The organism is Streptomyces resistomycificus, from assembly GCF_001514265.1.
Lineage (GTDB): Bacteria > Actinomycetota > Actinomycetes > Streptomycetales > Streptomycetaceae > Streptomyces > Streptomyces resistomycificus.
The window spans coordinates 1-26,644 of record NZ_KQ948989.1 but is presented as its reverse complement, the minus strand read 5'-3'; the positions used below and the strand labels follow the sequence as shown (position 1 = coordinate 26,644).

Below are 26,644 nucleotides of genomic sequence, written 5' to 3'. Positions count from 1 at the left end.
GCCAGAGCTCAAGGCCCGCTACTCTGTCGGATGTGACCGGTGGCACATTCACCGGGCATGGTGCACTGCGCAGATTCGAGTTCCCTGAGGATCTCGTGAAAAACGCCGACGAGAATGGGCCGTCCACTTCTCGGCTATTGTCCGAGGTCATGGCCGCGCACCGCGCCTGGAATCGGGATGATTCCCGCGAATCGCCGACCGATTGAACCCTTGTCCTTCTCACCAAAAGCGGCTAGACGAAACATCGTCTGAACATGTGTCGTATAAACTCCGCGAACAAGGCAGAAGGCTGGCGCCCGCGGCCCTCGATCCTGCCGTCAGGTGACCTACGGCAGGCCCACGCGCATCCCTCGGCATCGGACCACGGTCCCCGCCTCTCTGACCACGTGAGCTGACAGCGTCGTCCGCCCCGCCACGCCCTCGCGCCATCGTGCCTGCCAAATGAGAGGCGACCCACCATGCCGCTGCATGTCCCCCCGGCTCCCGCGCCCGCACTTCGCTCCGTCCTCACCGCGCTCGGTTCTCCCACCGCGGTCCGCGAGGCCCGAACTCCCTCCCTGCTGCGCGCCCAGGGACCCGTCACACCAGAACTCCCGTTGCCGGTACACGTCCTGGACGATCTCGACACCGCGGCCGTCCCCGCCACCCGGCTGTCCGGCTGGCGTTTCCTGATCCGCTCCGGCGACCGCGCGGTGGCCGCGGCGGAGACCATGCTGACCGCCGACGGCTGGGCGTTCTCACGCTTCTTCGAGGGGCCGTACATCGCCTCCACCGAGCGCGCGCTGCGTCAGGCCGGCACCATGACGCAGTCGTACCAGCCGCGCCTGCTGTCCGTGCCCCGTCTCTACATGCTCACGCTCTGGCTGCACGGTGACTGCGCCGCGGACGCCGCCACCGGCCAGCCCGCCGCCACGGATCTGCTCGTCCCGCTGGCGCCCGCGCCGCCCGGCATCGCCGCGCACCGCCCGCACCGGGTGGCCGAGCTGTTGCCCGTCCTGACCCATCGGGTGACTCCCGCACCACTGTTGAGCTCACCGGCCTGAGGTTCTCCGCAGCGGCGACCTCCGTACCCCGTTCCCGAATTCCGGGAGCGGGGTACGTCGCTGTTTCCGGCCCTCGCGCGCTCGGACGCGGAATTCCGCCCGCCAATTCGCTCGTACGAGCGCTTTACGGCTCGTACGAGCCGAACTCGGCTTTCCTGCCCACCCGGCTCCCCTACCCGTCCGGACTAGCCCCATCCGACCACGGTGAACCATCCGAAGTGACAGTGCAGTTGGAATGAACCGTCCGCGCGGGTGATGCGTCATCAACCTGTAAGAAGCGGTGCTGCGAAATCCCTGCGGATTGACGCCCGTGGGGCAACACTGGGTTCCGACCGACTTATCACAACGGGGGCCGGCCATGAACGACGCTTCAAGCCGCGGGACAGACACCACAGCCATCCCATCCGTCACGACAGAGCGAAAGATCCCACCCATGTGCCAGCACCAGACACCGTGTCCGACAGCCGACTCCGCCGACCGGGAATCCGCCCGTCTCGTGGCGCACCACCCGGAACAGGGATGGAGCCTGCTGTGCAACGGCGTTCTGCTCTTCGAGGACACCGGTGAGCTCCTGCCGGACGGACGGGTCATCGCCCCGCACCGCCCGCTGGGCACCGCTCAGGTGATGACCGCCGCCTGAGCACCACCGGGCGGTTCACCGCGCCGCCCGGAGTACCAGAGGGGCCGGCTCGCAGCGTCGACTGCGCACCGGCCCCGACGCGTGTCCCGGGGCGGTCACTGCGTGTAGTCCGCCGTGTGTGTTCCGGTCGCCCCCGCCCGGCTCTGCGCTGCCCTGGTCCGTTCGCTCACCTGCGTGCCTCTTCCAAGGACACCTCTTTTCCGGAAGACTCCTGGAAGTTTCGAAGGCCGTCGGGCACGGAGGTGGGGAAGTGGCAGCAAGCGAGGCCGACGCCGAGACGGCGCCGGAGGCTCGGGGCGGCAAGGTCACGATCACGGAGATCGCCCGGCGGGCCGGGGTCTCGGTGCCGACCGTGTCCCGGGTCGTCAACGGCCGGTCGGACGTCTCGCCGCGGACCCGGGCCCGCGTCGAGGACCTGCTGCAACAGCACGGCTACCGCAGACGGCCAGCGGCCCCCGGCGCCCGTGCCGCCCTGCTCGACCTCGTCTTCAACGACCTCGACAGCCCCTGGGCGGTGGAGATCATCCGGGGCGTGGAGGAGGTCGCGCACGCGGCCGGCGTGGGCACCGTGGTGTCGGCGATCCACGGACGTACCGGCGACGCACGCGAATGGATGCGCAATCTGCGGGCCCGCGCCTCGGACGGGGTCGTCCTGGTCACCTCGGCCCTGGAGCCGGTCCTGCTCGACGAGTTGCGCATCCTCGGCGTGCCGCTGGTGGTCGTCGACCCGGCCGGCTCCCCCGCCCTCGACGTCCCGACGGTCGGCGCCGCCAACTGGGCGGGCGGCATGGCTGCCACCGAGCACCTGCTGTCGCTGGGCCACCGCAGGATCGGCCTGATCGCGGGCCCGCCCCGGCTGCTGTGTTCCCGGGCCCGCTTCGACGGCTATCGCGCGGCTCTGGAGGGCGCAGGCCTCACGGTGGACGACTCGCTCGTCGTCCCCGGCGACTTCCGCCCCGAGTCCGGGTACGCCGGCTGCGACACCCTCCTCGACCTGCCCGACCCGCCGACCGCGGTGTTCGCGGCCAGCGACCAGATGGCGCTGGGGGCCATCGAGGCACTGCGCCGACGCGGCCTGCGCGTCCCCGAGGACATGAGCGTGGTCGGTTTCGACGACCTTCCGGAAGTACGCTGGTCCGCCCCGCCCCTCACCACGGTCCGCCAGCCGCTCGCCGAGATGGGCAAACTGGCCGTCCGGATGGTCCTCAAGCTCGCCCGCGACGAACAACCGGACTCGCCGCGGGTGGAGTTGGGCACGGAACTGGTGGTGCGGGCGAGCACGGCCCCGGTGGCCAGGCCGTAGAGACCCGGCGTTCCCGGGCGCCCCCCTCGCGGGCGCCCGGGAACGTGGTGTCGCTCCGGCGCCCCCTCGCGAACGCCGGAACGACAGGTCCTTACCTCAGCGCCTCCCGGATCGCGAAGTAGGCAGGCTTGCGGGCGAGTTGCTCGTCCCAGGGGAGCGCCGCGCCCTCACCGTCGAAGAACGCGGGGATCCAGGAGTACTTGTCCGTGTAGTCCCACAGCGTGATGCCCACACAGCGCCGCACCGCGAGACAGGCCTCGGTGAGGTCCCGGTACCACTCGGCCTGCGTGGCGAGCTTCGCCTCATCCGCGGGCACGTACATCCGGATGTCGACCTCGGTCAGCGCGGTGTCCAGCCCCAGCCGGGAGAAGCGGCGGAGGTTGTCCTCCAGGGTGGTCGGATAGCCGTACTGGAGGGCCAGATGGGCCTGGAGGCCGATGCCGTGCAGCGGCACGCCCTGGGCCCGGAGCTCCTTGGCCAGCTCGTAGTAGGCGTCGCTCTTCGCGCCGACCGACTCGATGTTGTAGTCGTTCAGGTAGAGCTTGACCTTCGGGTCGGCCTGGTGGGCCCAGCGCAGAGCGTCGGCGATGTAGCCGGGGCCGAGCGTCTTGTAGAAGACCGTCTCGCGATAGGTGCCGTCCTCGTTGAACGCCTCGTTGACGACGTCCCAGGCGAACACCTTGCCCCGGTAGTGCCGTACCTCCGCCTGGATGTGCTTCTTCAGTACGGCCCGCAGTTCGGGCGCCGTCCACTCGCGGGAGGTGAGCCAGCCGGGCAGCTGGCTGTGCCACACCAGTGTGTGTCCGCGCACCTTCTGGTGGTTGGCGCGGGCGAGGTTCACGATCTCGTCGCCCTGGGACCAGTCGAAGACGCCCTGCTGGGGTTCGGTCGCGTACCACTTCATACCGTTGCCGGGCGTGATCTGGTCGAACTCGCTGCCGAGGATGGCTTTGTAGGGTTCGTCGACCAGTTCGGGGTTGTCGGTGGCGCTTCCGAAGTACCGCCCGTGGCGCTGTGCGAGGTCGGCGAGGGTCTGGGGCTTGCCCTCGGCGTGGGCGGCGGCCGGACCGGTGGCGATGCCCGCGGCGACCAGGACGGTCGCGAGGGCGCCGGCGAGTCTGAGACGGGTGCGGGAGCGGGTGGTCGTGGTGCGCATGGTGCGACTCCTCACGTTCGGGTGGTGTGGGTGAGCCGTACGTCCGCCGGTGCGTGTCATCCCTTCGTCGCACCGGCGGTGAGGCCGCCGACGAGCTGGCGCTCGGCGACCGAGTAGAAGGCGAGCGCGGGGACCATGGCGAGCACCAGGTAGGCGAAGACCCGTGCGGTGTCCGCCGAGTACTGGCCCTGGTACTGCTGGACGCCGATGGGCAGGGTCCACCAGGTGTTGTCGGTGAACACCAGCAGGGGAAGCAGGAAGTTGTTCCAGCTGGTGACGACGGCGAGCACCGAGACGGTGCCGAGCGCGGGACGCGCCATCGGCAGCAGGACCCGCCAGAAGAAGCCCAACGGTCCGCAGCCGTCGAGCGTGGCCGCCTCCTCCAGTTCGCCGGGGATCTGCCGGAAGAAGCCGCGCAGGATGATGATGGTCATCGGCAGTCCGAAGGCGGCCTGCGGAAGGATCACCCCGAGCGGGTTGTCCAGCAGGCCCATCGAGCGCAGCAGCAGGAACAGCGGAAGGGCCGCCACCGCGAACGGGAACATCAGCCCCATCGTGAACAGGGTGAACAGCACCTCCCGCCCGCGGAACGCGAACCGGGCGAAGGAGAACGCGGACAGCGCGGAGACGGCGACGACGAGAACGGCCGTCGCCACCGCGATCAGCGTGCTGTTGCCGACCAGCCGCCAGAAGTCGCCGGCGCCGAGGATCCCGGTGTAGTTGCCGGTCACCCAGGGGTCGGGCAGTCCGATCGGATTGCGGGAGAGCTGGTCGGTGGACTTGAAGCCGGAGAGCAGGGCGTAGATCAGGGGTACGGCCATCGCGGCGCCGACGGCGACGAGGACCAGGTGCAGGGGCAGGTTCCGTGCGGTCTTCCGGCTCACTTGCCGTCCCCCCTCATCGTCGTGGTCGCTCCTTCGAGGTCGCGGCGGAGCACGAACCGCTGGTAGGCGAGGGCGAAGACGAGGCTGATGCCGAACATGACCACGCTGATCGCGCTGGCGTAGCCGACCTGGTAGCGCTTGAAGCCGTACTGGAACATGGTCACGGCCATGGTCTCGGAGTGGTGGTCGGGCCCGCCCTGGGTGACCACCCACACCAGGTCGAAGAGCTGGATCGCCCCGATGACGGACAGGAAGACGCTGATACGCAGGGTGGGCGCGAGCAGCGGCAGGGTGACGTTGCGGAAGCGCTGCCACGGGCCCGCGCCGTCGATCAGGGCCGCCTCGTTCAACTCGGCCGGGATGGACTGGAGTCCGGCCAGGTAGAGCATCATGTGGAAGCCGAAGTACTTCCACGTCATGACCAGGAACAGGGTCGCCATGACCATGGAGGGATCGGCGAACCACTCCCCGCCCAGACCGTCGAGGCCGACACCGCCCAGCACCCGGTCGGCGAGACCGTCGTCCGGCGCGAAGATCATGCTGAACAGCACGCCGGTGATGGCCTCGGACAGCACGTACGGCGCGAAGAAGAGCATCCGGTACACGGCCCGGCCGCGCGTCTTCTGGTTGAGCAGCACCGCCATGGCGAGCGCGAACGGCAGCTGGAGGGCGAGCGACAGCAGGACCAGGACGAGACAGCGCCACAGGTCGCCGAGGAAGACGGGGTCGTCGAGGAGGCGGGTGAAGTTGTCGACGCCGACGTAGTCGGACGGCATGCCGAAGCCGCCCCAACGGAAGAAGGCCGCGTACAGGGCGAACAGGATCGGCAGCAGCACCAGCACGATGAACAGGACCAGAGCGGGCACCTGGAAGCCGACCGCGGTGAGCCAGTTGCGCGCGCGCCGCCGGGCCCGCCCCCGGGCGTGGTCCTCGGAGGGGGGCGGGAGGTCGACGTCGGTGCCGGTCCGTTTGTCCGGCAGGAACGTGGAGGTCATCGCCGACTACTGCTCTTCCTTCGCGGTCTTGGTGATCGACTCGGTGACCTGCTCGGGGGACTTGGACCCGGCGATGAGCGCGGCGACGCTGTCGTTGACCTCCTGGCCGACGGCGGGCGCGTACGCCTGGTCGAGGTAGAGCTGGAAGCCGGTGGCGGCCTTCAACTGTGCCTGTACGGCCTTGATGTTGGGGTCGGCGATGGCGCTCTCGGCACCGGGGACCACGGGGAGGACACCGGTCTTCTTGACGAGTTCCAGGTCGGTGGCCTCGGAGGCGAAGAACTTCAGGAAGTCGACGGCCGCCTGGGGTGCGCCCTGGCGCAGTGCGTGCCCGCCACCTCCGCCGAACACCTCGGTGAGGGAGCCCTTGCCGCCCTCGACCGCGGGGAACGGGAAGAAGCCCAGGTTGTCGCCGAGGCCCTTGCCGGCGTCCGCCTCGACGACGGGGGCCCACTGGCCCATGAGTTCCATCGCGGCCTTGCCGTTGCCGACCGCGGCGGCCTGGCCGGTGGGGCTGGAGTAGGCGGCGCCCAGGAAGCCCTTCTGGAACGGCTGGAGGTCGACGAGCTCCTTGAGGTGCTCGCCGGCCTGGACGAACTCGGCGCCGGTGAAGTCCTTGTCGTCGTAGGCCTTCTGCAGGGCGTCGGCACCCGCGGTACGCATCGCGAGGTAGGCCCAGTAGTACATGCCGGGCCACTTCTCCTTGCCCGCGAGGGCAAGCGGGGTGATCCCGGCGGACTTCAGCTTGCCCACGGCGTCGAGGAATCCGGTCCAGGTGGTGGGGGGTTCGCTCACGCCGGCCCGCTTGAACAGCGCCTTGTTGTACCAGAAGCCGATCATGCCCATGTCGAACGGGATGCCGTACACCTTCTCGTCGAGCAGGTACGGGTCCTTGGCGACCGGGAGCAGGCCGTCGGCCCACGGCTTGGTGCGGTCCGTGAGGTCCTCGACCAGCCCCGCGTCGACCTGTTGCTTCAGGACGCCACCGCCCCAGGTGTGGAAGATGTCGGGGAGCTTCCCGGAGGCGGTCAGCGCGGTCATCTTCGACTTGAAGCTGTCGTTCTCCAGTTGGACGATCTTTATCTTCACCTTGGGGTTCTGAGCCTCGAACTTCCGGGCCAGAGCCGCCCAGACGCCCTTGGCGGGCTCGGTGGTGGAGATGTTCCACCACTCGACCGTGGTCGTCCCGTCCGACGACCCTCCGCCCGAGTCGCCGCCGCAGCCGCTCAGTGCCGTGACGCTGAGCCCTGCCGCGGCGGACGCCGCCAGGAAGCCGCGGCGGGACAGTGCCGGGTCGCCCATGTTGCGCTCCTTGGGTACGGGACGGCGCGTTCACGCCCGTCCACTGGACCGAAAGTTTCGGAGTTGATCCAGAAAGGTTCGTTGTTGCCGCACCCTAGAGACAGCTGCCAAACGGTGGCAACCCCTTGTACGCGGGGAATGTTGAGGGATTCCGTAGTCGACTTGTTCCGGAAAGCCGCCACTTCGGAGCGAGCCCGAGGTCAGAGATCAGACGACCGGCGAAGCCGCCGACGGCCTGCGGGGAGAGGGAACGGCCGCCAGGCTCGGCAAGCGGCTCGCGACCGACGACACGGAACATGATCGCGTCGTGACGCCGGGACGGACACCCGCGAGCCACCCCGCCGGGGGCAACAGCGTTCGGGGGCAGGGGTGTTGACGTACGGGAAGACGTGGCCCCGTCGGTCGCGACTGCCACCCACGGCGTGCGCGGCCAGATACGGATACGGCCGGACGCGGCCTTCGCGCCGGACAGTTGCGACCACCCCGCCCGCGTGTGCGGGGCGAAACATTCGGATCACCTGGCGAACGTTACGGAGCTGGGCTGCAAGTGACCCCTCAGCACACCGCTCGCATCGTGCGCCACCGAAGCGTCGCCGGGCAACGCGCCCGGGCTACCTGCCGAACACGCGCCGCGGCGGACGCGCGAGGACCTGCCCGAAGTCCAGCCTGCCGGCCACCTCGATCCGCAGCACGGGAACTTCGGGACCGGCCGTCGCACGCGACTCGACCTCCGCGTGGTTCGTCACCAGGGAGTCGGTGTCCACCGCGACCCCTGGCCGGGTCACGCTCCTCAGGGCGCCGCCCCGCATACGGAGGTCGTCCCGGTCCGCGTGCGAGGCCCTCAACCCGGGCTCCGACGGGCCGGTACGAGAGAGCTCGTCCGACATACCCGCTCCCCGCTCCCCGCTCCCCGATCCCCGATCCAGTACGACGACTAACGCTATATCGCGTCACACCTCCCGGCCAACCCCATGCCCCCGGCAGGGCGTTCACGGCCCTATCGTGGCCCGCATGCAGTCCTACACGATCGGCCAGGCAGCACGGCTGCTCGGCGTCAGCCCCGACACCGCGCGCCGCTGGGCGGACGCGGGCCGGGTGACGACCCATCGCGACGACAGCGGACGGCGGCTCGTCGACGGGCGGGACCTCGCCGCGTTCTCGGTGGAGCTGGCCAAGGCCGCGAGCACCGAGGAGGACGCGCCGTACACCTCGGCCCGCAACGCCTTCCCCGGCATCGTCACCGCGATCAAGCTGGGCGACGTGGCGGCACAGGTGGAGATCCAGGCCGGCCCGCACCGCCTGGTGTCCCTCCTGACCCGCGAGGCCGTCGAAGAGCTCGGACTCGAGGTCGGCATGGAGGCCACCGCCCGCGTCAAGTCGACGAACGTCCACATCGACCGCGCCTGACCTCCCGGCACCTTGTGCAGACGTAGGAACGCACATACCCAAGCCCTGCCAGGCATCTCCCCGCTCATGCGATGCCACAGCAGACTTACGCCTTGCATCTGCGGAAGTATGCTCGGTGTGACGGAAGGGCTCGACGTGCTCTTCGCCCGGCGGACCGAGGGAGTGCCCCAGAGATGACCCGCTCAACCCGCAGGACCCGTCGGCCTCTCCGGACCCCTCGGAGCCGCCGGAAGCTGCGAACGGTCGCCGCGGGCGCCATCGCGCTGCTGGCGCTGAGCGCGTGCTCCTCCTCCGGCTCGGGTTCCGACGCGTCCGCGGCGGGGTCCTCGCCGGGGGAGCTCTCCGGGACGGTGACCGTCTTCGCCGCGGCCTCCTTGCAGGAGAGCTTCACCACGCTGGGCAAGCGGTTCGAGAAGTCGCACCCGGGCACGAAGGTCACCTTCAGCTTCGGCGGCAGCGACTCCCTCGCCGCGAGCATCACCAGCGGCGCTCCGGCCGACGTGTTCGCCTCCGCGAGCCCAAAGACGATGAAGATCGTCACCGACGCCGGCGACGCCTCCGGCGCTCCGGCCACCTTCGTCCGCAACCAGCTGGAGATCGCCACCCCGCCCGGCAATCCGGACAGGATCTCCGCCCTGAAGGACCTCACCAGGTCCGGTCTGAAGGTCGTCCTCTGCGACAAGGAGGTGCCGTGCGGCGCCGCCGCGCAGAAGGCTCTGGAAGCCGGCGGTCTCGAGCTCACCCCGGTGTCGTACGAGCAGGACGTCAAGGCCGCCCTGACGAAGGTCGAGCTGAAGGAGGCCGACGCCGCCGTCGTCTACAAGACGGACGTGCGGGCCGCGGGTGACAAGGTGGAGGGCGTGGACTTCCCCGAGTCGGCCGAGGCCGTCAACGACTACCCGATCGCCCTGCTCAAGAACGCGCAGAACGCGGCCGCGGGCAAGGCCTTCATCGCACTGGTGCAGTCGACCGAGGGCCAGAAGGTCCTGACCGCGGCAGGATTCCGCAAGCCGTGACCAGCCCCGGCAGGCGCGACAGCACAGCCGTCGAGCTGAAGGACGGCGGTCCTCGGCGTCGTAGCCCCCGGACCGGCGCCGGCCGCGGCGTACCCCTGCCCCTTCTCCTCCCCGCCCTGGCGGGCCTGGCGTTCCTCCTGCTGCCCCTGGTCGCCCTGCTCGTACGAGCCCCCTGGCGCAGCCTTCCGCAACAGCTGACCAGCCCGGAGGTCTGGGAGGCCCTCCGCCTCTCCCTGGTGTGTGCCACCGCGGCGACCGCGCTGAGCCTGGTCATCGGCGTCCCGCTGGCCTGGCTGCTGGCCCGCACCGACTTCCCCGGCCGTGGTCTGGTCCGCGCCCTGGTCACGCTGCCGCTGGTCCTGCCCCCGGTGGTCGGCGGCGTGGCCCTGCTGCTCGCCCTGGGCCGCAACGGCATCGTCGGGCAGTGGCTGGACTCCTGGTTCGGCATCACGCTCCCGTTCACCACCGCGGGCGTGATCCTCGCGGAGACCTTCGTGGCGATGCCGTTCCTCGTCATCAGCGTCGAGGGCACCCTGCGCGCCGCCGACCCCCGCTACGAGGAGGCGGCCACCACCCTCGGCGCCTCCCGCTTCACCGCCTTCCGCCGGGTGACGCTGCCGCTGATCATGCCGGGCATCGCGGCCGGATCCGTCCTCGCCTGGGCCCGCGCGCTGGGCGAGTTCGGAGCCACGATCACCTTCGCCGGCAACTTCCCGGGCCGCACCCAGACCATGCCCCTGGCGGTCTACCTGGCCCTCCAGAACGACCCGGCGGCCGCGATCGCCCTCAGCCTGGTCCTCCTGGCGGTGTCCATCGCGGTCCTGGCGGGCCTGCGGGACCACTGGACCAGAACCTCATGACCATCCGACCGCCCCACGGCCACCCCTGCGCCCTCCCGCACAGGCGACCCCGCACCCGGCCGACGCCGCCGGCCGGCCACCCGGCCTACCCACCCGCCCGCAGCCTCCCGCAAGCGCCCCCCGAACACGCCCGACCGGGCGCGGGCGGCACCCCGCCGACGCCGGACCGCGCGACCCGCCCCGGGCCCGCACCGACCCCGCTCACGCACCACCCCGTCCGCCGAGCATCCGCGACCGGCTCCGCCCTCGCGACGAACCGTCGCTCTCCTCACCGTCCCGCCCACACACCGCCACGGCCATCAGTCACCCCTTCCAGGGACACACGCCCATGACCGACCTCGACAGCACCCCACCCCCCACCCCACACACCTCCGCCGAAGGCCTCGACGCCCACCTGGTCATCGACCACGGCACCTTCCACCTCGACATCACCCTCACCGCCGCCCCCGGCGACGTCGTGGCCCTGCTCGGCCCGAACGGCGCCGGCAAGACCACCGCCCTGCGCGCGCTCTCCGGCCTCGCCCCACTCACCGGCGGCCACCTACGGCTGGACGGTGCCGAGTTGGACCGCACGCCCCCCGAGTCCCGCCCGGTCGGCGTCGTCTTCCAGGACTACCTGCTCTTCCCCCACCTCTCCGCCCTCGACAACGTGGCGTTCGGCCCACGCTGCCACGGCGCCACCAAGGCGCAGGCCCGCGTCCAGGCCGCCGAGTGGCTGCGCCGCATGGGCCTCGCCGACCACGCACGCGCCAAGCCCCGCCGCCTCTCCGGCGGCCAGGCCCAGCGCGTCGCCCTGGCCCGCGCCCTGGCCACCCACCCCCGCCTGCTCCTCCTCGACGAGCCCCTCGCCGCCCTGGACGCCCGCACCCGTCTGGAGGTACGCGCCCAACTCCGCCGCCACCTCGCCGAGTTCGAAGCCGTCGCCGTACTGGTCACACACGACCCGCTGGACGCCATGGTGCTGGCCGACCGTCTCGTCGTCATCGAACACGGCCGAGTCGTACAGGAGGGCACCCCCGCCGACATCGCCCGCCATCCCCGTACGGACTACATCGCCCAACTGGTCGGCCTGAACCTCTACCGGGGGCAGGCCGAGGGCCACACGGTCCGGCTCGACGCCGGCCCCGCCATCACCACCACCGAAGACCTCACCGGACCGGCCTTCGTGGCGTTCCCCCCAAGTGCCGTGACGCTCTACCGCGACCGGCCCACCGGCTCCAGCGCCCGCAACCTCTGGCACTGCGAAGTGGCGGGCCTGGAGACCCACGGCGACCAGATCCGCGCCGACCTCACCGGCGAACTCCCCCTCGCCGCCGACCTCACGACCGTCGCCGCGGCCGAACTCGACCTGCACCCGGGCGCACCGGTCTGGGCAGCAGTCAAGGCGACGCAGACCCACGCATACCCGGCATAGGACCCATCAGCGGCTACGGTGAGGCCCCACCCTCCCCCCTCACCGACGAGGCGCTCTCCATGCCCCTGAGCATCCGCAACCAGCTCCCCGGCACCGTCTCCGCCGTCACCCCCGGCGAGGTCATGGCCACGGTCAAGCTCCGTCTCACCGGCGGCCGGAACCTCACCGCCGCGATCACCCTGGAGGCCGCCGAGGAACTCGGCCTCACCGCGGGCTCCGCCGTACACGCCTTGATCAAGTCGACCGAGATCTCCCTCGCCGCCGCCCCCGTCGAGGGCCTCTCCCTCCGCAACCAACTGCCCGGAACAGTCCGTGAGATCGCCACCGGCGGCGCCATGGCCTCGGTCAAGATCGCCGTCGACGGGACGGCCGAGGGCGGCGACCTGACCGCGGTGATCACCAGCGACGCCGTCGCGGACCTCGCCCTCACCCCCGGCACCCCGGTCGTCGCCCTGATCAAGTCGACCGAGATCTCCCTCTCGACCCCCTGACGCACGAGGGCTCCGCCCTTCCGGACGGAGCCCTCAGTACCTTCAACCGCTACGACGTGTCAGTCCTCGTACGCGTCCAGCGGCGGGCAGGAGCAGACGAGGTTGCGGTCACCGAAGGCCTGGTCGATACGGCGCACCGGCGGCCAGTACTTGTCCGCGACGGACACACCGGCCGGGAAGACGGCCTCCTCGCGCGTGTACGCGTGCTCCCACTCCCCGCCCAGCGCACCGGCGGTGTGCGGGGCGTTCCGCAGCGGGTTGTCGTCAGCGGACCACTCGCCCGAGCCGACCTTCTCGATCTCCGCACGAATGGCGATCATCGCCTCGCAGAAGCGGTCGAGCTCGGTCAGGTCCTCGGACTCGGTCGGCTCGATCATCAGCGTCCCGGCCACCGGGAAGGACATGGTCGGCGCGTGGAAGCCGTAGTCGATGAGCCGCTTGGCGACGTCGTCGACGCTCACCCCGGTCGCCTTGGTCAGCGGGCGCAGGTCGATGATGCACTCGTGCGCGACCAGCCCGCCCGGGCCGGTGTACAGCACGGGGTAGTGCGGCTCCAGCCGCTTGGCGATGTAGTTCGCCGAGAGCACCGCCACCTGCGTGGCCCGCTTGAGCCCCTCGCCACCCATGAGCCGGACGTACGCCCAGGAGATCGGCAGGATCCCCGCGGAACCCCACGGCGCGGCCGAGATCGGCCCGACACCCGTCTCCGGCCCGGCCGCGGGCTGCAGCGGGTGGTTCGGCAGATACGGCGCCAGGTGCGCGCGTACACCGACCGGCCCGACGCCGGGACCGCCGCCACCGTGCGGGATGCAGAAGGTCTTGTGCAGGTTCAGGTGCGAGACGTCGCCGCCGAAGTGCCCCGGCTTGGCCAGCCCCACCAGCGCGTTGAGGTTGGCGCCGTCGACGTACACCTGCCCGCCCGCCTCGTGCACCTGCGCGCAGATGTCGGCGACGTGCTCCTCGAACACACCGTGCGTCGACGGGTAGGTGATCATCAGCACGGACAGCTCGTCCCGGTACTGCTCGATCTTCGCCCGCAGGTCCTCGACGTCGATCTCGCCGTCCCCGGCGGTCTTCACGACGACGACCTTCATGCCCGCCATCACGGCACTGGCGGCGTTCGTCCCGTGCGCCGACGACGGGATGAGGCACACGGTCCGCTGCTCGTCCCCGTTGGCACGGTGATACCCGCGTACGGCGAGCAGTCCGGCCAGTTCACCCTGCGACCCGGCGTTGGGCTGCAGCGACACGTTGTCGTACCCGGTGACCTCGGCGAGCCGCTCCTCCAGCTCACGGATGAGCGTGAGGTAGCCCTGCGCCTGCTCGGCGGGCGCGAAGGGGTGCAGCTGCCCGAACTCGGGCCAGGTGACGGGCTCCATCTCGGTGGTCGCGTTGAGCTTCATGGTGCAGGAGCCCAGCGGGATCATGCCGCGGTCGAGCGCGTAGTCCCGGTCGGCCAGCCGGCGCAGGTAGCGCAGCATCGCGGTCTCGGAGCGGTACTGGTGGAAGACGGGGTGCGTCAGGTACTCGTCGGACCGCAGGAGCCCGTCCGGAAGGGTCTCCTCGGCGACCGCGTCGAGCGCCTCGATGTCGCCCTCGACCCCGAACGCGTTCCACACGGCGCCCAGCTGGGCCCGCAGAGTGGTCTCGTCGCAGGCGAGGGAGACGTGGTCGGCGTCGACGAGTCGCAGGTTGACCCCGTTCACCCGCGCGGCGGCGACGACCTCGGCGGCCTTCGACGGCACCCGCACGGTCAGCGTGTCGAAGTACGACCCGTGCACGACGTCGACGCCGCCGTCCCTGAGGCCCTGGGCGAGGATCGTGGCGTACCGGTGGGTACGCCGGGCGATGCTCCTGAGCCCGTCGGGCCCGTGGTAGACGGCGTACATGCCGGCCATCACGGCGAGCAGCACCTGCGCGGTGCAGATGTTGCTGGTCGCCTTCTCCCGCCGGATGTGCTGCTCACGGGTCTGCAGCGCCAGTCGGTACGCCCTGTTCCCGTCGGCGTCCACGGACACACCCACGAGTCGCCCGGGCAGGCTGCGCGCGAACTTCTCGTGCACGGCCATGTAGCCGGCGTGCGGCCCGCCGAAGCCCATCGGCACACCGAAGCGCTGCGTCGTCCCGACCGCGATGTCCGCGCCGAGCTTACCCGGGGACTTCAGCAGTGTCAGGGCGAGCAAATCGGCGGCGACGGTCACGAGCGCGCCGAGCTCGTGGGCCTGGTCGATCACCGGCTTGATGTCCCGCACGGCACCGGAGGCGCCCGGGTACTGAATCAGCACGCCGTTGATCTCGCGCCCGGCGATCTCGGCCGGAATGCCGTCGCTCAGGTCGGCGACGACGACCTCCACGCCCGTCGGCTCGGACCGGGTCCGGATCACGGCGATCGTCTGCGGCAGGGCGTCCGCGTCGATCAGGAAGAGGCCCTTCTTGTTCTTGCCCATCCGCCGCGACAGCGCCACGGCCTCGGCCGCGGCCGTGCCCTCGTCGAGCAGCGAGGCACCCGAGGTGGGCAGCCCGGTCAGCTCGGCGACCATGGTCTGGAAGTTCAGCAGTGCTTCCAGCCGCCCCTGCGAGATTTCAGGCTGGTACGGCGTGTAGGCCGTGTACCAGGCCGGGTTCTCCATCACGTTGCGCAGGATGACGGGCGGCGTGAAGGTGCCGTAGTACCCGAGCCCGATCATGGAGTCGAGGACCTGGTTACGGTCGGCCAGCGATCGCAGCTCGGCGAGCACCTCCGCCTCGGTGCGGGCGTCCGGCAGCTCCAGCGCGTCGGCGTTCTTGATCACGTCCGGCACCGCAGCGGCGGTGAGCTCGTCCAGCGAGCCGTACCCGACCTGCGCGAGCATCTTGGCCCGAGCCTCATGGTCGGGGCCGATGTGGCGCTGTTCGAAGGGAATGCCCTTCTCGAGCTCGTCGAGCGGAATGCGGTGGGCGGTCATTGCGGAGGCCTCCTGGTCTGACGCGACCTTCGAGGGGCACCACGGCACGGGTACCCGGACGGCCTCCCCCTCTGTCATCTCAACCTGAGAGCTTCACCGGACCACCACGAGGGCATCCGGCTTTCACCGTCGGTGAGAGCGGAAGCCGTGACACCCGCCCTGCTTTCCAGAGTGACCTCGTCCGTGCGGTACGTGAGCCTGAGAGATTCCGGGGAGGATTTGCTCCTTCGGCGCCTCCGGATGGTGTCCGGAGGACTCTCCCGCACGGGGTCAGCAGCCGTTTGCCAGCGTACCAGCGAGGCCAACACCCCGGCCTTCGAGTGGCCGCGTTCCTCAATGTGCTCTTTTGTAGTGCTTACGGATGAGTTGCGAGTCGTAACCAAGTGGAGGGCCCGTGCAGACCGACATCGATCCACGCAATCTGATCGGCCGCAAGGCGTTCGACCGCAACGGCACCAAGCTCGGCACCATCGACGAGGTCTACCTCGATGACGCGACCGGCGTACCGGAGTGGGCCGCCATACGTACCGGCCTCTTCTCCAGGGACGCCTTCGTCCCCCTGGAGCCCAGCGAACTGGTCGAGGGCACCCTCCACGTCCCCTTCGACCGCGCCCTGATCAAGGACGCCCCCGACTTCGGAGTGGGCCGCCACCTCTCCCCCGAACAGGAACTCCAGCTCTACCACCACTACGGCCTCGACATCGCCGCCCCGCCCCCCTTCCCGGACCACGACTTCGGCAAGCTGGCCAACAAAGACGAGGCCTGACCCTGCCGCCCACTCCGTCCATCCGCGGGCAGCCGTGCCGCTGGGGCGGCACGGGTAAGCGCGGGCGGCACCCCGCCACGCCGGGCTGGGCACCCCTCCCCAGCCCCAGCCCCAGCCCCGCCAACCCGCGCCGGCCACCCCCGGCCCCCACGAGGCCAGCCCCACTGCAACCCCCACAAGCCCAGCCCCACCGACCTCAGTCCGCCCGAACACGCCCCCCACCCACCGCCGACTCCCCACCCACGGAAGGCCCCCCACCCACACCAGGCTCACCCGACGCCCCCGGCTCGTCCGGCCTCCACGCCACCAGCGGCAACGGATCCGCCGCCTCCAGCCCAGGATCGTCGACCCGGAACGTCCGCACCCGCCCCGGCCCCGAATCAGGCGTCTCGAACCGCACGGTCACCCGCCCGAGCCCACTCCCCTGCACCCACCCGTGCCCGAACTCCGCGTGCCGCACATCGTGCCCCGACGCCCACCGCCGCTCGACCGGCACGGCAGGTACCTCCGCAGGCGCCTCGTCGGCGTCCTCCACCGCCGCGAAGTCCTCTCGCTCCCCCGCGGCCTGCGCGAACAGATCCTCCTGCGTGTAGTCGGCCAGCCCGCTCACGCCCACTCCCAGCAGCCGCACACCGCCCGTCGTGTCCACGGAGTCCAGCAACCGAGCGGCAGCCTCCCGCACCACCCCCGGATCATCCGTGGGCCCCCGCAGCGTCTCGGACCGGGTCAGCGTCGAGAAGTCGTACCGGCGCACCTTCAGCACGATGGTCCGCCCGGACAGCCCCGCACCCCGCAGCCGCCGCACACACCGGTCGGCCAGCCGCTGCACTTCCAGCCCCACCCGGACCCGGTCGTGGATGTCGACGTCGTACGTGTCCTCCACCGACACCGACTTCGTCTCCCGCTCGGCCACCACCGGCCGTTCGTCCCGCGCCAGCGCCATCGCGTACAACGCGTGCCCGTGCGCCTTGCCCAGCAGCCGCACGAGCTCGTCCTCGCCCGCCTCGGCGATCTCGTCGACCGTGTGGATCCCGGCCCGCCGCAGATGGTCGCCCGTCGCCGGCCCCACCCCCGGCAGCGTCCGCACCGACAACGGCCCCAGCAGCGCCCGCTCGGTCCCCGGCTCGATGACCACGAGCCCGTCGGGCTTGGCCTGCTCCGAGGCGATCTTCGCGAGCATCTTGCAGGCGGCGAGGCCCACCGATCCCGTGAGCCCCGTGACCTCGCGTATGTCGGCCCGCAGCCTGCTCCCCGCCAGTCGTGCCGATGCGTCGTCCCAGGCCGCTCCCCCAGCCTCCAGGTCCACGAACGCCTCATCCAGGCTCAACGGCTCCACCAGCGGCGACAGCGCCCGCAGCAGCCCCATCACCTGCTCGCTGATCGCCCGGTAGAACGCGAACCGCGGCACCAGATACGCGGCGTTCGGAGCGAGCCGCCGCGCCTGGGCCATGGGCATCGCCGAATGGACCCCGAACACCCGCGCCTCGTAGGACGCCGTGGCCACCACGCCTCGCGGCCCGAGCCCGCCCACGACGACGGCCTTCCCGCGCAGGCTCGGCTTGGATGCCTGCTCCGCCGAGGCGAAGAAGGCATCCATGTCGAGATGCAGGATCGTGGGCGCGCTTCTCACATCTCCGATGCTGCCCTACGCCACTGACATTGCCGCCCGGGCGAACCAGGCCGGCCCTCAGACCGCCCGGTTGCGCCGCCGCGCCAGCTCGTCCGCGGGGTTGTGCCCCACGAGGGTCTCCCCGGTGTCGACGCGCTCCCCGTGCAGCTGCGAGAGCGCGCTTTCCACGTCCCGCCACACCACACCGACGGCGATCCCGAAGATGCCCTGACCGCCTTGGAGCAGCGCGTGCACCTCGTCCGGCGAGGTGCACTCGTAGACCGTGGCGCCGTCGCTCATCAGCGTCATCCGCTCCAGGTCGCAGAAACCGCGTTCCCTGAGGTGCTGCACGGCGGTGCGGATGTTCTGCAGGGACACGCCGGTATCGAGAAAGCGCTTCACGATCTTCAGGACGACCACGTCCCGGAAGCTGTACAGACGCTGCGTCCCCGACCCGTGGGCGGGGCGCACACTCGGCTCAACGAGGCCCGTGCGGGCCCAGTAGTCCAATTGCCGGTAGGTGATGCCGGCGGCCGCACAGGCCGTCGGACCGCGGTAGCCGATCTGCTCGGACGCCATGGACGTCGCCCCTCCGCTGCTCGGCACGGCCGTCGGTCGCTGCAGAGCGTGATCGGTCGCGTTGCTGTGAAGCGGGTACGGGCCGCCCTCCCCGAAACTCCGTCCGGGGGCACCCCCAGCCGTACCGCCGCCGCTGCTGCTCACGCCGACCTCCGTCCTTGACCTGCCTTCTCGACGGTAGGCAGTCACCAGGGGCGCGTCAACGATCGCCACACTCGGCACGCCGGGTGATAATCACCCTACGAGTGGTTTCCCGTACCCAACCGCGGGGAAAGGCTAGCCGAATGCGCTCCGAGCGAGCCGCAGGACTCTCTCAGGCGCCACTGGCAAATGCCTGCATTCGAGGCGTCAACGGAGGTGGACGAGCCCAGCGGAGGCACGCGCCCGCCGGGCCGCACGCACCTCACTGGCTGCTGGTACCGAAGTCCTCGGGCGAGATCTGGTCGAGGAACTCGCGGAACTTCTCCACCTCGTCCTCCTGCTCGTCCGGGATGGCGATCCCGGCGTCGTCGAGCACGCCGTCGCTGCCGTAGATGGGCGTTCCGGTGCGCAGGGCAAGCGCTATGGCGTCGGACGGACGGGCACTCACCTCGACGCCGCTGGCGAAGACCAGCTCCGCGTAGAACACACCGTCACGCAGGTCGGTGATGCGCACTTCGGTGAGCTCCTGGCCGACGGCCTCCAACACGTCCTTGAACAGGTCGTGGGTCAGCGGTCGGGCAGGGGCCATGCCCTGCTGCGCGAAGGCGATCGCAGTAGCCTCCCCAGGCCCGATCCAGATGGGGAGGTAGCGGTCGCCTCCCACTTCACGCAGGAGCACGATCGGTTGGTTGGAGGGCATTTCGACCCGGACACCTACGACATCGAGCTCGTTCACACAGCAACCCTAGGCCGTGCCCGGGACGTTTGGGTAGTCGGGCCGAGAACGGGCGACCGATCCGGCCCGTGCGAACCCGCCCGTATCAAGGAAGTCGCACGCCGAGAGCGGTCTGCACGAGCGCCGCGTGCAGCCTGACCGCAAGCCCGGCCAGTTCCTTCGCACGGGCCTCCGCGTGGGCCCTGGTCTGCGGATTGCGATGGCGCCTCAGCGGGGCCACCACCTGGTCCACCAGCCCGGCCTCGCGGTCCGCCGCCGCCTTCATCACCCGCAGATGCCGCGGTTCGATCCCGAACCGTCCCAGCTCGGCGACGAGCGAGGCCACGGTCGCCGCCTCGGCGTCGTAAGCCCCGTCGGGCAGCGGAGTGATCAGCCCGTACGACTCCCACTCCTGCAGTTCCCGCTCACCGATCTCGGCGGCGGCCATCAGCTCGTCCCGCCCGATCCTGGCCGCGGTCGGCCCCTCGGCGACCTCCTGGACGAGCTCGCCGTCCCGCTGGCGCCCCACCGTCGGCAGAGGCAGCGCCTCACCGCGCTCCATGGCGTCCAGGTGCTCACGGATCACCTTGAGCGGCAGATAGTGGTCCCGCTGCATCCTCAGGACGTGACCGAGACGCTCGACGTCACCGGCGCTGAACTTGCGATACCCCGAGGGGGTCCGCTGCGGCTCGATGAGCCCCTCCGACTCCAGGAAACGAATCTTGGAGATGGTGACCTCGGGGAACTCGTCGCGCAGCGCTGTCAGCACCGCGCCGATGCTCATCAGCCCACTGTCCGTGGCGGCGGTACCGTGCCCGGAACCGCCGCTCGGTGTTCGCAGCATGGACCTTCCTGGGGGTCCCCCCTGACGGTGTCCGGGGAAGGGTCAGTAGCCCCGCTGGCTCGCGTAGAAGACCAGCCGGTACTTGCCGATCTGCACCTCGTCTCCGTTGTTCAGAGCGACCTGGTCGATCCGCTCCCGGTTGACATACGTGCCGTTGAGGCTGCCCACGTCGGCCACCGTGAAGGAGCCGTCCTGGCCGCGACGGAACTCCACGTGCCGGCGGGAGACCGTGACGTCGTCCAGGAAGATGTCGCTCTGCGGGTGGCGCCCGGCCGTGGTCAGGTCGCCGTCCAGCAGGAAGCGGCTGCCCGAGTTCGGTCCGCGGCGCACCACCAGGAGCGCCGATCCCAGCGGCAGCGCGTCGACGGCCGCCTGCGCCTCCGGGGAGAGCATGGGCATCTGCGTCTGGCCCGTGACCTCGGCGTCGTAGGCCTCGAGTCCGGAGATGGAGATCGTGGACGTCGTCTCGGAGGGGCGCTCGGGCGTGGCCCCGGGCCGCAGCGGAGCACCGCAGTTGGAGCAGAAGCGGCTGTTCTCCGCGTTCCGGTTACCGCACCTCGTACACACCAGGGCTGACATAGGGGAAAACCCTCCACCCGTACTTGAGGTTGACGGTTGCCCGAAACCTATGTCTCCGGACTGGGCGGGGTCAACCGACGGCGCGCCCTGACCACCGGAAATGTCGCTGCCCGGACCACCGACCTGGTCCCGGAACAGCGGGCGCTGGCCTTCCGCATCGGGCTGTGCGCGATGGCGCGCGGTCGCATTGTCGCTGCCCTCTCGCGCGCTCTTGCCGAACAACTTCGCAAACAACTTCACGGGCGATTCCCCTTGACCGAAACAGACCCGCCCGTGGGGCAGGACGAACCCTGATTGAACACACCGGTCGACCCGGACACCCTCACAACGTCCGTATCCACCAGACAGTTTCCACCACGCACCACCCATTCGGTGCGCCGACCCCCCGCAACCTCATGCCCTTGCCGGACGCCCCCCATGCACCCCCGGTTCACTGGGAGGACGACCGAGCGTAGTCAGGCCGCTTCGCCGCCCGCAAGGCGTCCACGACGATCTTGTCCGACTGCTCGACGGTCACGGTGGCCTGCTCCTTCTCGAGAGTCTGCACCACGCCTCCAGGGATGTTGAGCGCCGGTTCGAGGTCCTGCGGCTTGCCGATGACCTTGAAACGATAGGGGGCGTTGATCTTGTTCCCGTCGACACTCACGGTCTTGTCGGAGTCCGCCAGGTAGGTCCCCGCGACCACCCGCACGCCGTTCACCTGGATCGCCTCCGCTCCGGCGGCACGCAGCTCCTGGATCGCGTCGAGCAGCATGTCGGCCTCGACCGTCCCCTTCGTGTCGCCGATGGTCATCGTGATGCCGGGCCCCTGTGCGGCCACCGTGCCCGCGAGGATGCCCAGCTGCTTCTCCTTCTCGACTGTCTGCTTGCGGGCCTCCTCGGCCTGGTCCGAGCTGTTCTCCAGCTCGTCCCGCTGCGTCTCGAGGCCCTGCTTCTCGTCTTCAAGACGCTGAGTACGGTCATCCAGTTCATCGAGGATGCGTACAAGATCTTCCTGTCGCGCGCCCCGCAGCGCGCTGTCGCTGTCGCTGTTCGACGCCACCTGCACGGCCAGACCGAAACCCAGCCCGAACAGCAGCACCGCGACGATGAGTTGGGCCCGCGTCACACGTGGCGGCCACAGCCCCTTCGCCAGCCGTTGGCGGCCGGTGAGCTGCGGCGACTCCTCGGGGGCGGCTCCAGTCGGCGCGGCGGCTTCCGCGGCCACTTCCGCGGCCACTTCCGCGGCCACTTCCTTCGGCAGTTCCCTGCGCAGCCCGTTGTCCGGCGTCTCGTCCTTGTCGCTCATCGGCCTCACGCCCGGAACACGTGCCGGCGGATCGCCGCGGCGTTGGAGAAGATCCGGATCCCGAGCACCACGACGACACCCGTGGACAGCTGGGCACCGACGCCCAACTTGTCGCCCAGGAACACGATCAGTGCGGCCACGACCACGTTCGACAGGAACGACACGACGAAGACCTTGTCGTCGAAGATGCCGTCGAGCATGGCCCGCAGCCCCCCGAAGACGGCGTCGAGCGCCGCCACCACGGCGATCGGCAGATAAGGCTCGACGACCGCCGGAACCTCGGGCCGGACCAACAGTCCGGCCACGACTCCCACGACGAGGCCCAGTACGGCGATCACGATGTGCCCTTCTCACTTCTCGGCTGTGCTGTACGTACGATCACACTCGGTGCGGCGGGCAACCGGAGGTCGTCCTCCGCGGAAATGGCGGTCCGGATGCCGTAGTTCTCCTGCAGGGCATGCAGGTACAGGCCGTCGGCGCTGTCCTGGAACCTGGTGCTCAGCCGCTTACCGTCCCCCACCGCAAGCACCGTATAAGGCGGAACGAGCGGCTTGTTGTCGACCAGTATCGCGTCTCCCGCGGCCCTGATCGCCGACAGCGCCGTCAACCGCTGCCCGTTGATGGAGACGGCTTCCGCGCCCGACTCCCACAGGCCGTTGACCACGCGCTGCATGTCCCGGTCGCGCACCCGCCCGGTGTCGGAGAACCCGGAGGTCTCCCGCGGGTCGCCGTCGCCTCCGGTACTGGCTTCCTTGGCGTCGTCCACGACGAGCTTCACGCCGGGACCGTGCACTTCCGTGGCGCCCGACAGGATGCCCACGAGCTCCGCCTGGCCGCTGCCACCACTGTCCCTGAGCGCCTCGCGCTGCCGCGCGCTGACATCGTCGCGCAGCTCGTCGACGGAGTCCTCGAGCTTGTCCGCCGCCTCGGTCTCCCGGTCGATACGGTCGATCAGCTCCTCGCGCTCCTTGGCGACGACGGGAGCGGCCACCCTGGCCTGCGCGGCCCCGACGGTCACGACCAGCGCGGCGAGCACCAGACCGGCGGCCAGACCCAGCTTCGCCCGCAGGGTCTTCGGAAGCCCTCCGTCGCCGGCGGCCTTCTTCCGGGCGGCGGCTTCCGCGTACCCGTCGTCAAGACTGTGGTCCATGACGTTGGTGAGCAGCGACATGGAGGCGTCCGGACGCGAGGGGCGCGTGGGTGTGCTCCGAACGGGGGGCTGCTGCGGCATGCCGCACATCGTCGCACGTCGCGGCCACTACCTCCGAATGGCCCCACCGGCGTGCCGGACAGGCCCCCTTGGGGACACTTGTCCGGCACGCGCGCGTGCAGTGGATTTCAGCGCCCGGCGCTGTCCACGACCGCCGACCACTCGTCGAGCAGGGCCTGCGCCGAGGCGTCGTCGGGGCCTTCCGCCCACAGGTGAGTGACCGCTTCCGCCGGATCGGGCAGCACCATCACCCAGCGCCCGTCCGTCTCCACGACCCGCACGCCGTCCGTCGTGTCCACGAAGCGATCTCCCGCGGCCTCGACGACCCGACGCATCACAAGTCCCTTGACGGCCCACGGGGTCGCCAGATCCCGCTTGAGGACGTGTGCACGCGGAATCCGCGCGTCGATCTGGCTGAGCGTCAACTGCGTCCGCGCCACGAGCCCGATCAGCCGTACGAAGGCCGCCGTGCCGTCGAAGACACTGCTGAACTCGGGAACGATGAACCCGCCCTTGCCGTCCCCACCGAAGATCGTCGTCTCGTCACGTCCGACGCGGGTCAGATCGTCGGGCGAGGTGGTCGTCCACTCCACCTGCGTGCCGTGGTACGCCGCCACCTGCTCGGCGATCCTGGTGGTGGTCACCGGCAGCGCGACTCGCCCACTGCGCCGCTCCGCGGCGACCAGGTCGAGCATGACGAGCAGCGCACGATCGTCCTCGACGATCCGCCCCTTCTCGTCCACCAGCGAAAGCCGCTCACCGACGGGGTCGAAGCGCACGCCGAAAGCGGCCCGCGCGGACGCCACGATCTCTCCCAGACGCACCAGTCCGGACCGCCGGGTGTCAGCCGACTCGGTGGGCCTGGACTCGTCGAGACCCGGGTTGATGGTCAGCGAGTCCACACCGAGCTTGCCGAGCAAACTGGGCAGCACCAGCCCGGCGCTGCCGTTCGACGCGTCGACGACGGCCTTGAGCCCGGACTCGGAGATGCCCGTGATGTCGACGTTGCGAAGCAGGGATCCTGTGTACGAGTCGAAGACACTCGCGGGGAAGTGCAGGTCTCCGATCTCGCCGGGGAACGCACGGCGGTACTCCTGCCGGGCGAACACCCGGTCCAGCTTGCGCTGACTGCCCTGCGAGAGGTCCGCGCCCTGCCCGTCGAAGAACATGATGTCCACGGAGTCCGGAACCCCGGGCGTGGTCCGGATCATGATCCCGCCGGCACTGCCCCGAGCGGTCTGCTGCCGCGCCACCGGCAGCGGCACGTTCTCCAGGTCCCGTACGTCGATGGCACTGGCCTGCAGCGCCGAGATGACCGCCCGCTTGAGCGCACGGGCACCACGTGAGTGGTCACGCGCCGTGGTGACGGTCGAGCCCTTCTTGAGCGTGGTCGCGTAGGCGCCGGCAAGGCGCACGGCGAGCTCGGGCGTGATCTCCACGTTCAGGATCCCGGACACGCCACGGGCGCCGAAGAGGTGCGCCTGGCCCCTGGACTCCCAGATGACCGAGGTGTTGACGAACGCGCCGGCCTCGATGGTCTTGAACGGATACACCCGCACATTGCCCTGCACGATCGATTCTTCACCGATCAGGCACTCGTCGCCGATGACGGCGCCGTCCTCGATCCGGGCCGCGCGCATGATGTCGGTGTTCCTTCCGACCACACAGCCCCGCAGATTGCTGTGCTGCCCGACGTACACGTTGTCGTGCACGACGGCCCTGTGCAGAAACGCACCACTCTTCACCACGACGTTCGAGCCCACGACGGTGTGCTCACGGATCTCGGCACCGGCCTCGACCTTGGCGTAGTCACCGATGTAGAGCGGGCCGCGAAGAACAGCGTCGGGATGCACCTCGGCGCCCTCGGCCACCCAGACGCCCGGAGAGATCTCGAAACCGTCGAGCTCGACGTCGACCTTGCCCTCCAGGACGTCGGCCTGCGCCTTCACATAGCTCTCGTGGGTGCCGACGTCCTCCCAGTAGCCCTCGGCCACGTAGCCGTAGATGGGCTTGCCTTCCTTCATCAACTGAGGAAAGACGTCACCGGACCAGTCGACCGACACATCGGCCTCGACATAGTCGAAGACCTCGGGCTCCATCACATAGATGCCCGTGTTCACGGTGTCCGAGAAGACCTGCCCCCAGGTCGGCTTCTCCAGGAAGCGCTCGACCTTGCCCTCCTCGTCGACGATCGTGATACCGAATTCAAGCGGGTTGGGCACACGCGTCAGACATACGGTGACCAGCGCGCCCTTTTCCTTGTGGAAATTGATGAGCTCGGTGAGATCGAAGTCGGTCAGGGCATCGCCGGAGATGACGACGAAAGCGTCGTCCTTCAACGCCTCCTCGGCGTTCTTGACGCTTCCGGCGGTACCGAGTGGCTTCTCCTCGTTGGCATAGGTGAGCTCCATACCGAGCTCCTCACCATCACCGAAGTAGTTCTTGACCAGCGAGGCCAGGAACTGCACGGTAACGACGGTCTCATTGAGCCCATGCCTTTTGAGCAGCCGAAGTACGTGCTCCATGATCGGCCGGTTGGCCACCGGCAGGAGCGGCTTGGGCATGCTTGAGGTCATGGGGCGAAGGCGTGTGCCTTCGCCTCCGGCCATCACGACGGCCTTCATGTCGGAAGCGTCCTCCTCTAAGAGATGACGGTATAGCCGACTTCACCCGTCCAGATTGTCCCGCACTTTTCCACTGCGGGCCATCGGGCCGATACGGTCGCCGCAATCGGCGAGTTCAGCCGGCCATGGCGTCCGCACGAACCAGGCGGCGGACTTGTACCACGTAGAGGACTCCTGCCCACCAGTAGAGGGTTGTACCCCATCCGGCGAACGCCCATCCGAAAATAGCACCGAGTGACGCGATCCATCCGCTTCCGTCACTGAGCAGCAGCAACGGGAAGGCATACATCAGGTTGAAGGTGGCCGCCTTGCCCAGGAAGTTCACCTGCGGGGGCGGATAGCCGTGACGCCTGAGGATGCCCACCATCACCAGCAGAACCAGCTCACGCGCCAAAAGTACAGCGGTCAACCAGATGGGCAGAATCTCGCGCCAGGTGAGACCGACCAAAGTCGAGAGAATGTAGAGCCGGTCGGCGGCTGGATCCAGGAGCCGGCCGAGCGGGCTGATCTGGTTCCAACGCCGGGCCAGCTTGCCGTCGAGGTAGTCGCTGATACCACTCAGGGCCAGCACCAGAAGCGCCCAGCCGTCACTTTGGGGGCCACCGAACTCAGGCCTGAGGATCAGCCACAGGAAGAGCGGCACACCGGCGAGCCGCGCCATGCTGAGGATGTTGGGGATGGTGAGGACCCGGTCCGTCTGGACGCGGGTCTCCTGGACCTCCACCCGGGAGCCTCCTGTGGGAAACGAGCCAACGATGCTCCCTGACCTTACCCCAACGCAAAAAAGCTCTGGCTCTTGGGCTGTGTGCCCAAGAGCCAGAGCTCTAAAAGGA

The 26,644-nt window shown here is 69.7% G+C and carries 25 protein-coding genes and 1 riboswitch; of the genes, 9 read left to right on the top strand and 16 right to left on the bottom strand.

All coding sequences use genetic code 11. The features are described 5' to 3' along the window. Positions 1–458: 458 nt before the first annotated feature. The 3 genes from AQJ84_RS05435 (at position 459) to AQJ84_RS05425 (ending at position 2,986) form a co-directional block, all read left to right on the top strand. Complete coding sequence (locus AQJ84_RS05435; protein WP_030044059.1) at positions 459–1,043, top strand: hypothetical protein; 585 nt, start codon at positions 459–461, stop codon at positions 1,041–1,043. A 433-nt stretch (positions 1,044–1,476) separates the two neighbouring features. Then, positions 1,477–1,683 (top strand): DUF5999 family protein, encoded by a 207-nt coding sequence (locus AQJ84_RS05430; protein ID WP_030044060.1) that lies wholly within the window; start codon positions 1,477–1,479, stop codon positions 1,681–1,683. Between the two features lie 250 nt (positions 1,684–1,933). Continuing rightward, positions 1,934–2,986 (top strand): LacI family DNA-binding transcriptional regulator, encoded by a 1,053-nt coding sequence (locus AQJ84_RS05425; RefSeq protein WP_030044061.1) that lies wholly within the window; start codon positions 1,934–1,936, stop codon positions 2,984–2,986. 91 nt (positions 2,987–3,077) lie between these two features. On the opposite strand, the gene AQJ84_RS05420 is transcribed toward AQJ84_RS05425, so the two are convergent. The 5 genes from AQJ84_RS05420 to AQJ84_RS05400 all read right to left on the bottom strand — a co-directional run bounded on the left by AQJ84_RS05420 (position 3,078) and on the right by AQJ84_RS05400 (position 8,210). Next, on the bottom strand, positions 3,078–4,142 hold the full coding sequence (locus AQJ84_RS05420; RefSeq protein ID WP_030044062.1) for an endo-1,4-beta-xylanase: 1,065 nt from the start codon (positions 4,140–4,142) through the stop codon (positions 3,078–3,080). Positions 4,143–4,198: 56 nt separating this feature from the next. Further along, positions 4,199–4,963, bottom strand: coding sequence for a carbohydrate ABC transporter permease (locus tag AQJ84_RS05415; protein WP_225889079.1), 765 nt, complete (start codon positions 4,961–4,963; stop codon positions 4,199–4,201). 59 nt (positions 4,964–5,022) lie between these two features. Then, positions 5,023–6,021, bottom strand: coding sequence for a carbohydrate ABC transporter permease (locus AQJ84_RS05410; protein WP_030044063.1), 999 nt, complete (start codon positions 6,019–6,021; stop codon positions 5,023–5,025). Between the two features lie 6 nt (positions 6,022–6,027). Beyond that, a complete protein-coding gene (locus AQJ84_RS05405) occupies positions 6,028–7,323 on the bottom strand; it encodes an extracellular solute-binding protein (RefSeq protein ID WP_030044064.1) in 1,296 nt (431 codons plus the stop codon). Between the two features lie 611 nt (positions 7,324–7,934). Then, positions 7,935–8,210 carry a hypothetical protein gene (locus AQJ84_RS05400; RefSeq protein ID WP_030044065.1) on the bottom strand — a complete coding sequence of 92 codons (276 nt, stop codon included), beginning with the start codon at positions 8,208–8,210 and terminating at the stop codon, positions 7,935–7,937. A 124-nt stretch (positions 8,211–8,334) separates the two neighbouring features. Between AQJ84_RS05400 and AQJ84_RS05395 the strand changes: the two genes are divergently transcribed. The 5 genes from AQJ84_RS05395 to AQJ84_RS05375 all read left to right on the top strand — a co-directional run bounded on the left by AQJ84_RS05395 (position 8,335) and on the right by AQJ84_RS05375 (position 12,511). Further along, positions 8,335–8,730, top strand: a complete 396-nt coding sequence (locus AQJ84_RS05395) for a TOBE domain-containing protein (protein ID WP_030044066.1) — start codon at positions 8,335–8,337, stop codon at positions 8,728–8,730. A 173-nt stretch (positions 8,731–8,903) separates the two neighbouring features. Further along, the gene (modA, locus tag AQJ84_RS05390; protein ID WP_030044067.1) at positions 8,904–9,746 is read left to right on the top strand and encodes a molybdate ABC transporter substrate-binding protein; all 843 of its coding nucleotides are present in this window, start codon (positions 8,904–8,906) and stop codon (positions 9,744–9,746) included. Continuing rightward, positions 9,743–10,606, top strand: a complete 864-nt coding sequence (locus AQJ84_RS05385; protein ID WP_030044068.1) for an ABC transporter permease — start codon at positions 9,743–9,745, stop codon at positions 10,604–10,606. Before modA ends, AQJ84_RS05385 begins: the two co-directional genes overlap by 4 nt. Before the next feature lie 328 nt (positions 10,607–10,934). Next, on the top strand, positions 10,935–12,020 hold the full coding sequence (locus tag AQJ84_RS05380) for an ABC transporter ATP-binding protein (protein WP_030044069.1): 1,086 nt from the start codon (positions 10,935–10,937) through the stop codon (positions 12,018–12,020). Positions 12,021–12,079: 59 nt separating this feature from the next. Next, complete coding sequence (locus AQJ84_RS05375; RefSeq protein WP_030044070.1) at positions 12,080–12,511, top strand: TOBE domain-containing protein; 432 nt, start codon at positions 12,080–12,082, stop codon at positions 12,509–12,511. 59 nt (positions 12,512–12,570) lie between these two features. On the opposite strand, the gene gcvP is transcribed toward AQJ84_RS05375, so the two are convergent. Continuing rightward, entirely contained in the window at positions 12,571–15,456 is a 2,886-nt protein-coding gene (gene gcvP, locus AQJ84_RS05370; protein ID WP_053192506.1) for an aminomethyl-transferring glycine dehydrogenase, read from the bottom strand. Between the two features lie 176 nt (positions 15,457–15,632). Further along, a riboswitch (glycine riboswitch) is annotated at positions 15,633–15,729 on the bottom strand. A gap of 121 nt (positions 15,730–15,850) precedes the next feature. Here gcvP and AQJ84_RS05365 point away from each other — a divergent pair. Beyond that, complete coding sequence (locus tag AQJ84_RS05365) at positions 15,851–16,222, top strand: PRC-barrel domain-containing protein (protein WP_030044072.1); 372 nt, start codon at positions 15,851–15,853, stop codon at positions 16,220–16,222. 196 nt (positions 16,223–16,418) lie between these two features. Here the strand turns inward: AQJ84_RS05365 and AQJ84_RS05360 are convergent, their stop codons facing one another. The 10 genes from AQJ84_RS05360 to AQJ84_RS05315 all read right to left on the bottom strand — a co-directional run bounded on the left by AQJ84_RS05360 (position 16,419) and on the right by AQJ84_RS05315 (position 26,535). Further along, positions 16,419–17,852: a DNA polymerase IV gene (locus AQJ84_RS05360; RefSeq protein ID WP_030045798.1), complete on the bottom strand. Its 1,434-nt coding sequence runs from the start codon at positions 17,850–17,852 to the stop codon at positions 16,419–16,421. 57 nt (positions 17,853–17,909) lie between these two features. Beyond that, positions 17,910–18,554 carry a MerR family transcriptional regulator gene (locus AQJ84_RS05355; protein ID WP_079022611.1) on the bottom strand — a complete coding sequence of 215 codons (645 nt, stop codon included), beginning with the start codon at positions 18,552–18,554 and terminating at the stop codon, positions 17,910–17,912. 259 nt (positions 18,555–18,813) lie between these two features. Beyond that, positions 18,814–19,287, bottom strand: a complete 474-nt coding sequence (locus tag AQJ84_RS05350) for a bifunctional nuclease family protein (RefSeq protein WP_006144119.1) — start codon at positions 19,285–19,287, stop codon at positions 18,814–18,816. 85 nt (positions 19,288–19,372) lie between these two features. After that, the gene (ftsR, locus tag AQJ84_RS05345) at positions 19,373–20,110 is read right to left on the bottom strand and encodes a transcriptional regulator FtsR (RefSeq protein ID WP_030045800.1); all 738 of its coding nucleotides are present in this window, start codon (positions 20,108–20,110) and stop codon (positions 19,373–19,375) included. Between the two features lie 42 nt (positions 20,111–20,152). Continuing rightward, positions 20,153–21,058 carry an FHA domain-containing protein gene (locus AQJ84_RS40590; protein ID WP_078632511.1) on the bottom strand — a complete coding sequence of 302 codons (906 nt, stop codon included), beginning with the start codon at positions 21,056–21,058 and terminating at the stop codon, positions 20,153–20,155. Positions 21,059–21,119: 61 nt separating this feature from the next. After that, positions 21,120–21,977 (bottom strand): DUF881 domain-containing protein, encoded by an 858-nt coding sequence (locus AQJ84_RS05335; protein ID WP_053190424.1) that lies wholly within the window; start codon positions 21,975–21,977, stop codon positions 21,120–21,122. 5 nt (positions 21,978–21,982) lie between these two features. Then, a complete protein-coding gene (locus AQJ84_RS05330) occupies positions 21,983–22,315 on the bottom strand; it encodes a small basic family protein (protein WP_003988855.1) in 333 nt (110 codons plus the stop codon). Continuing rightward, a complete protein-coding gene (locus AQJ84_RS05325) occupies positions 22,312–23,208 on the bottom strand; it encodes a DUF881 domain-containing protein (protein WP_225877489.1) in 897 nt (298 codons plus the stop codon). Before AQJ84_RS05325 ends, AQJ84_RS05330 begins: the two co-directional genes overlap by 4 nt. 107 nt (positions 23,209–23,315) lie before the next feature. Beyond that, the gene (locus AQJ84_RS05320; RefSeq protein WP_030045806.1) at positions 23,316–25,811 is read right to left on the bottom strand and encodes a mannose-1-phosphate guanyltransferase; all 2,496 of its coding nucleotides are present in this window, start codon (positions 25,809–25,811) and stop codon (positions 23,316–23,318) included. A 115-nt stretch (positions 25,812–25,926) separates the two neighbouring features. Next, positions 25,927–26,535 (bottom strand): CDP-alcohol phosphatidyltransferase family protein, encoded by a 609-nt coding sequence (locus AQJ84_RS05315; RefSeq protein ID WP_030045809.1) that lies wholly within the window; start codon positions 26,533–26,535, stop codon positions 25,927–25,929. Positions 26,536–26,644: the final 109 nt, after the last annotated feature.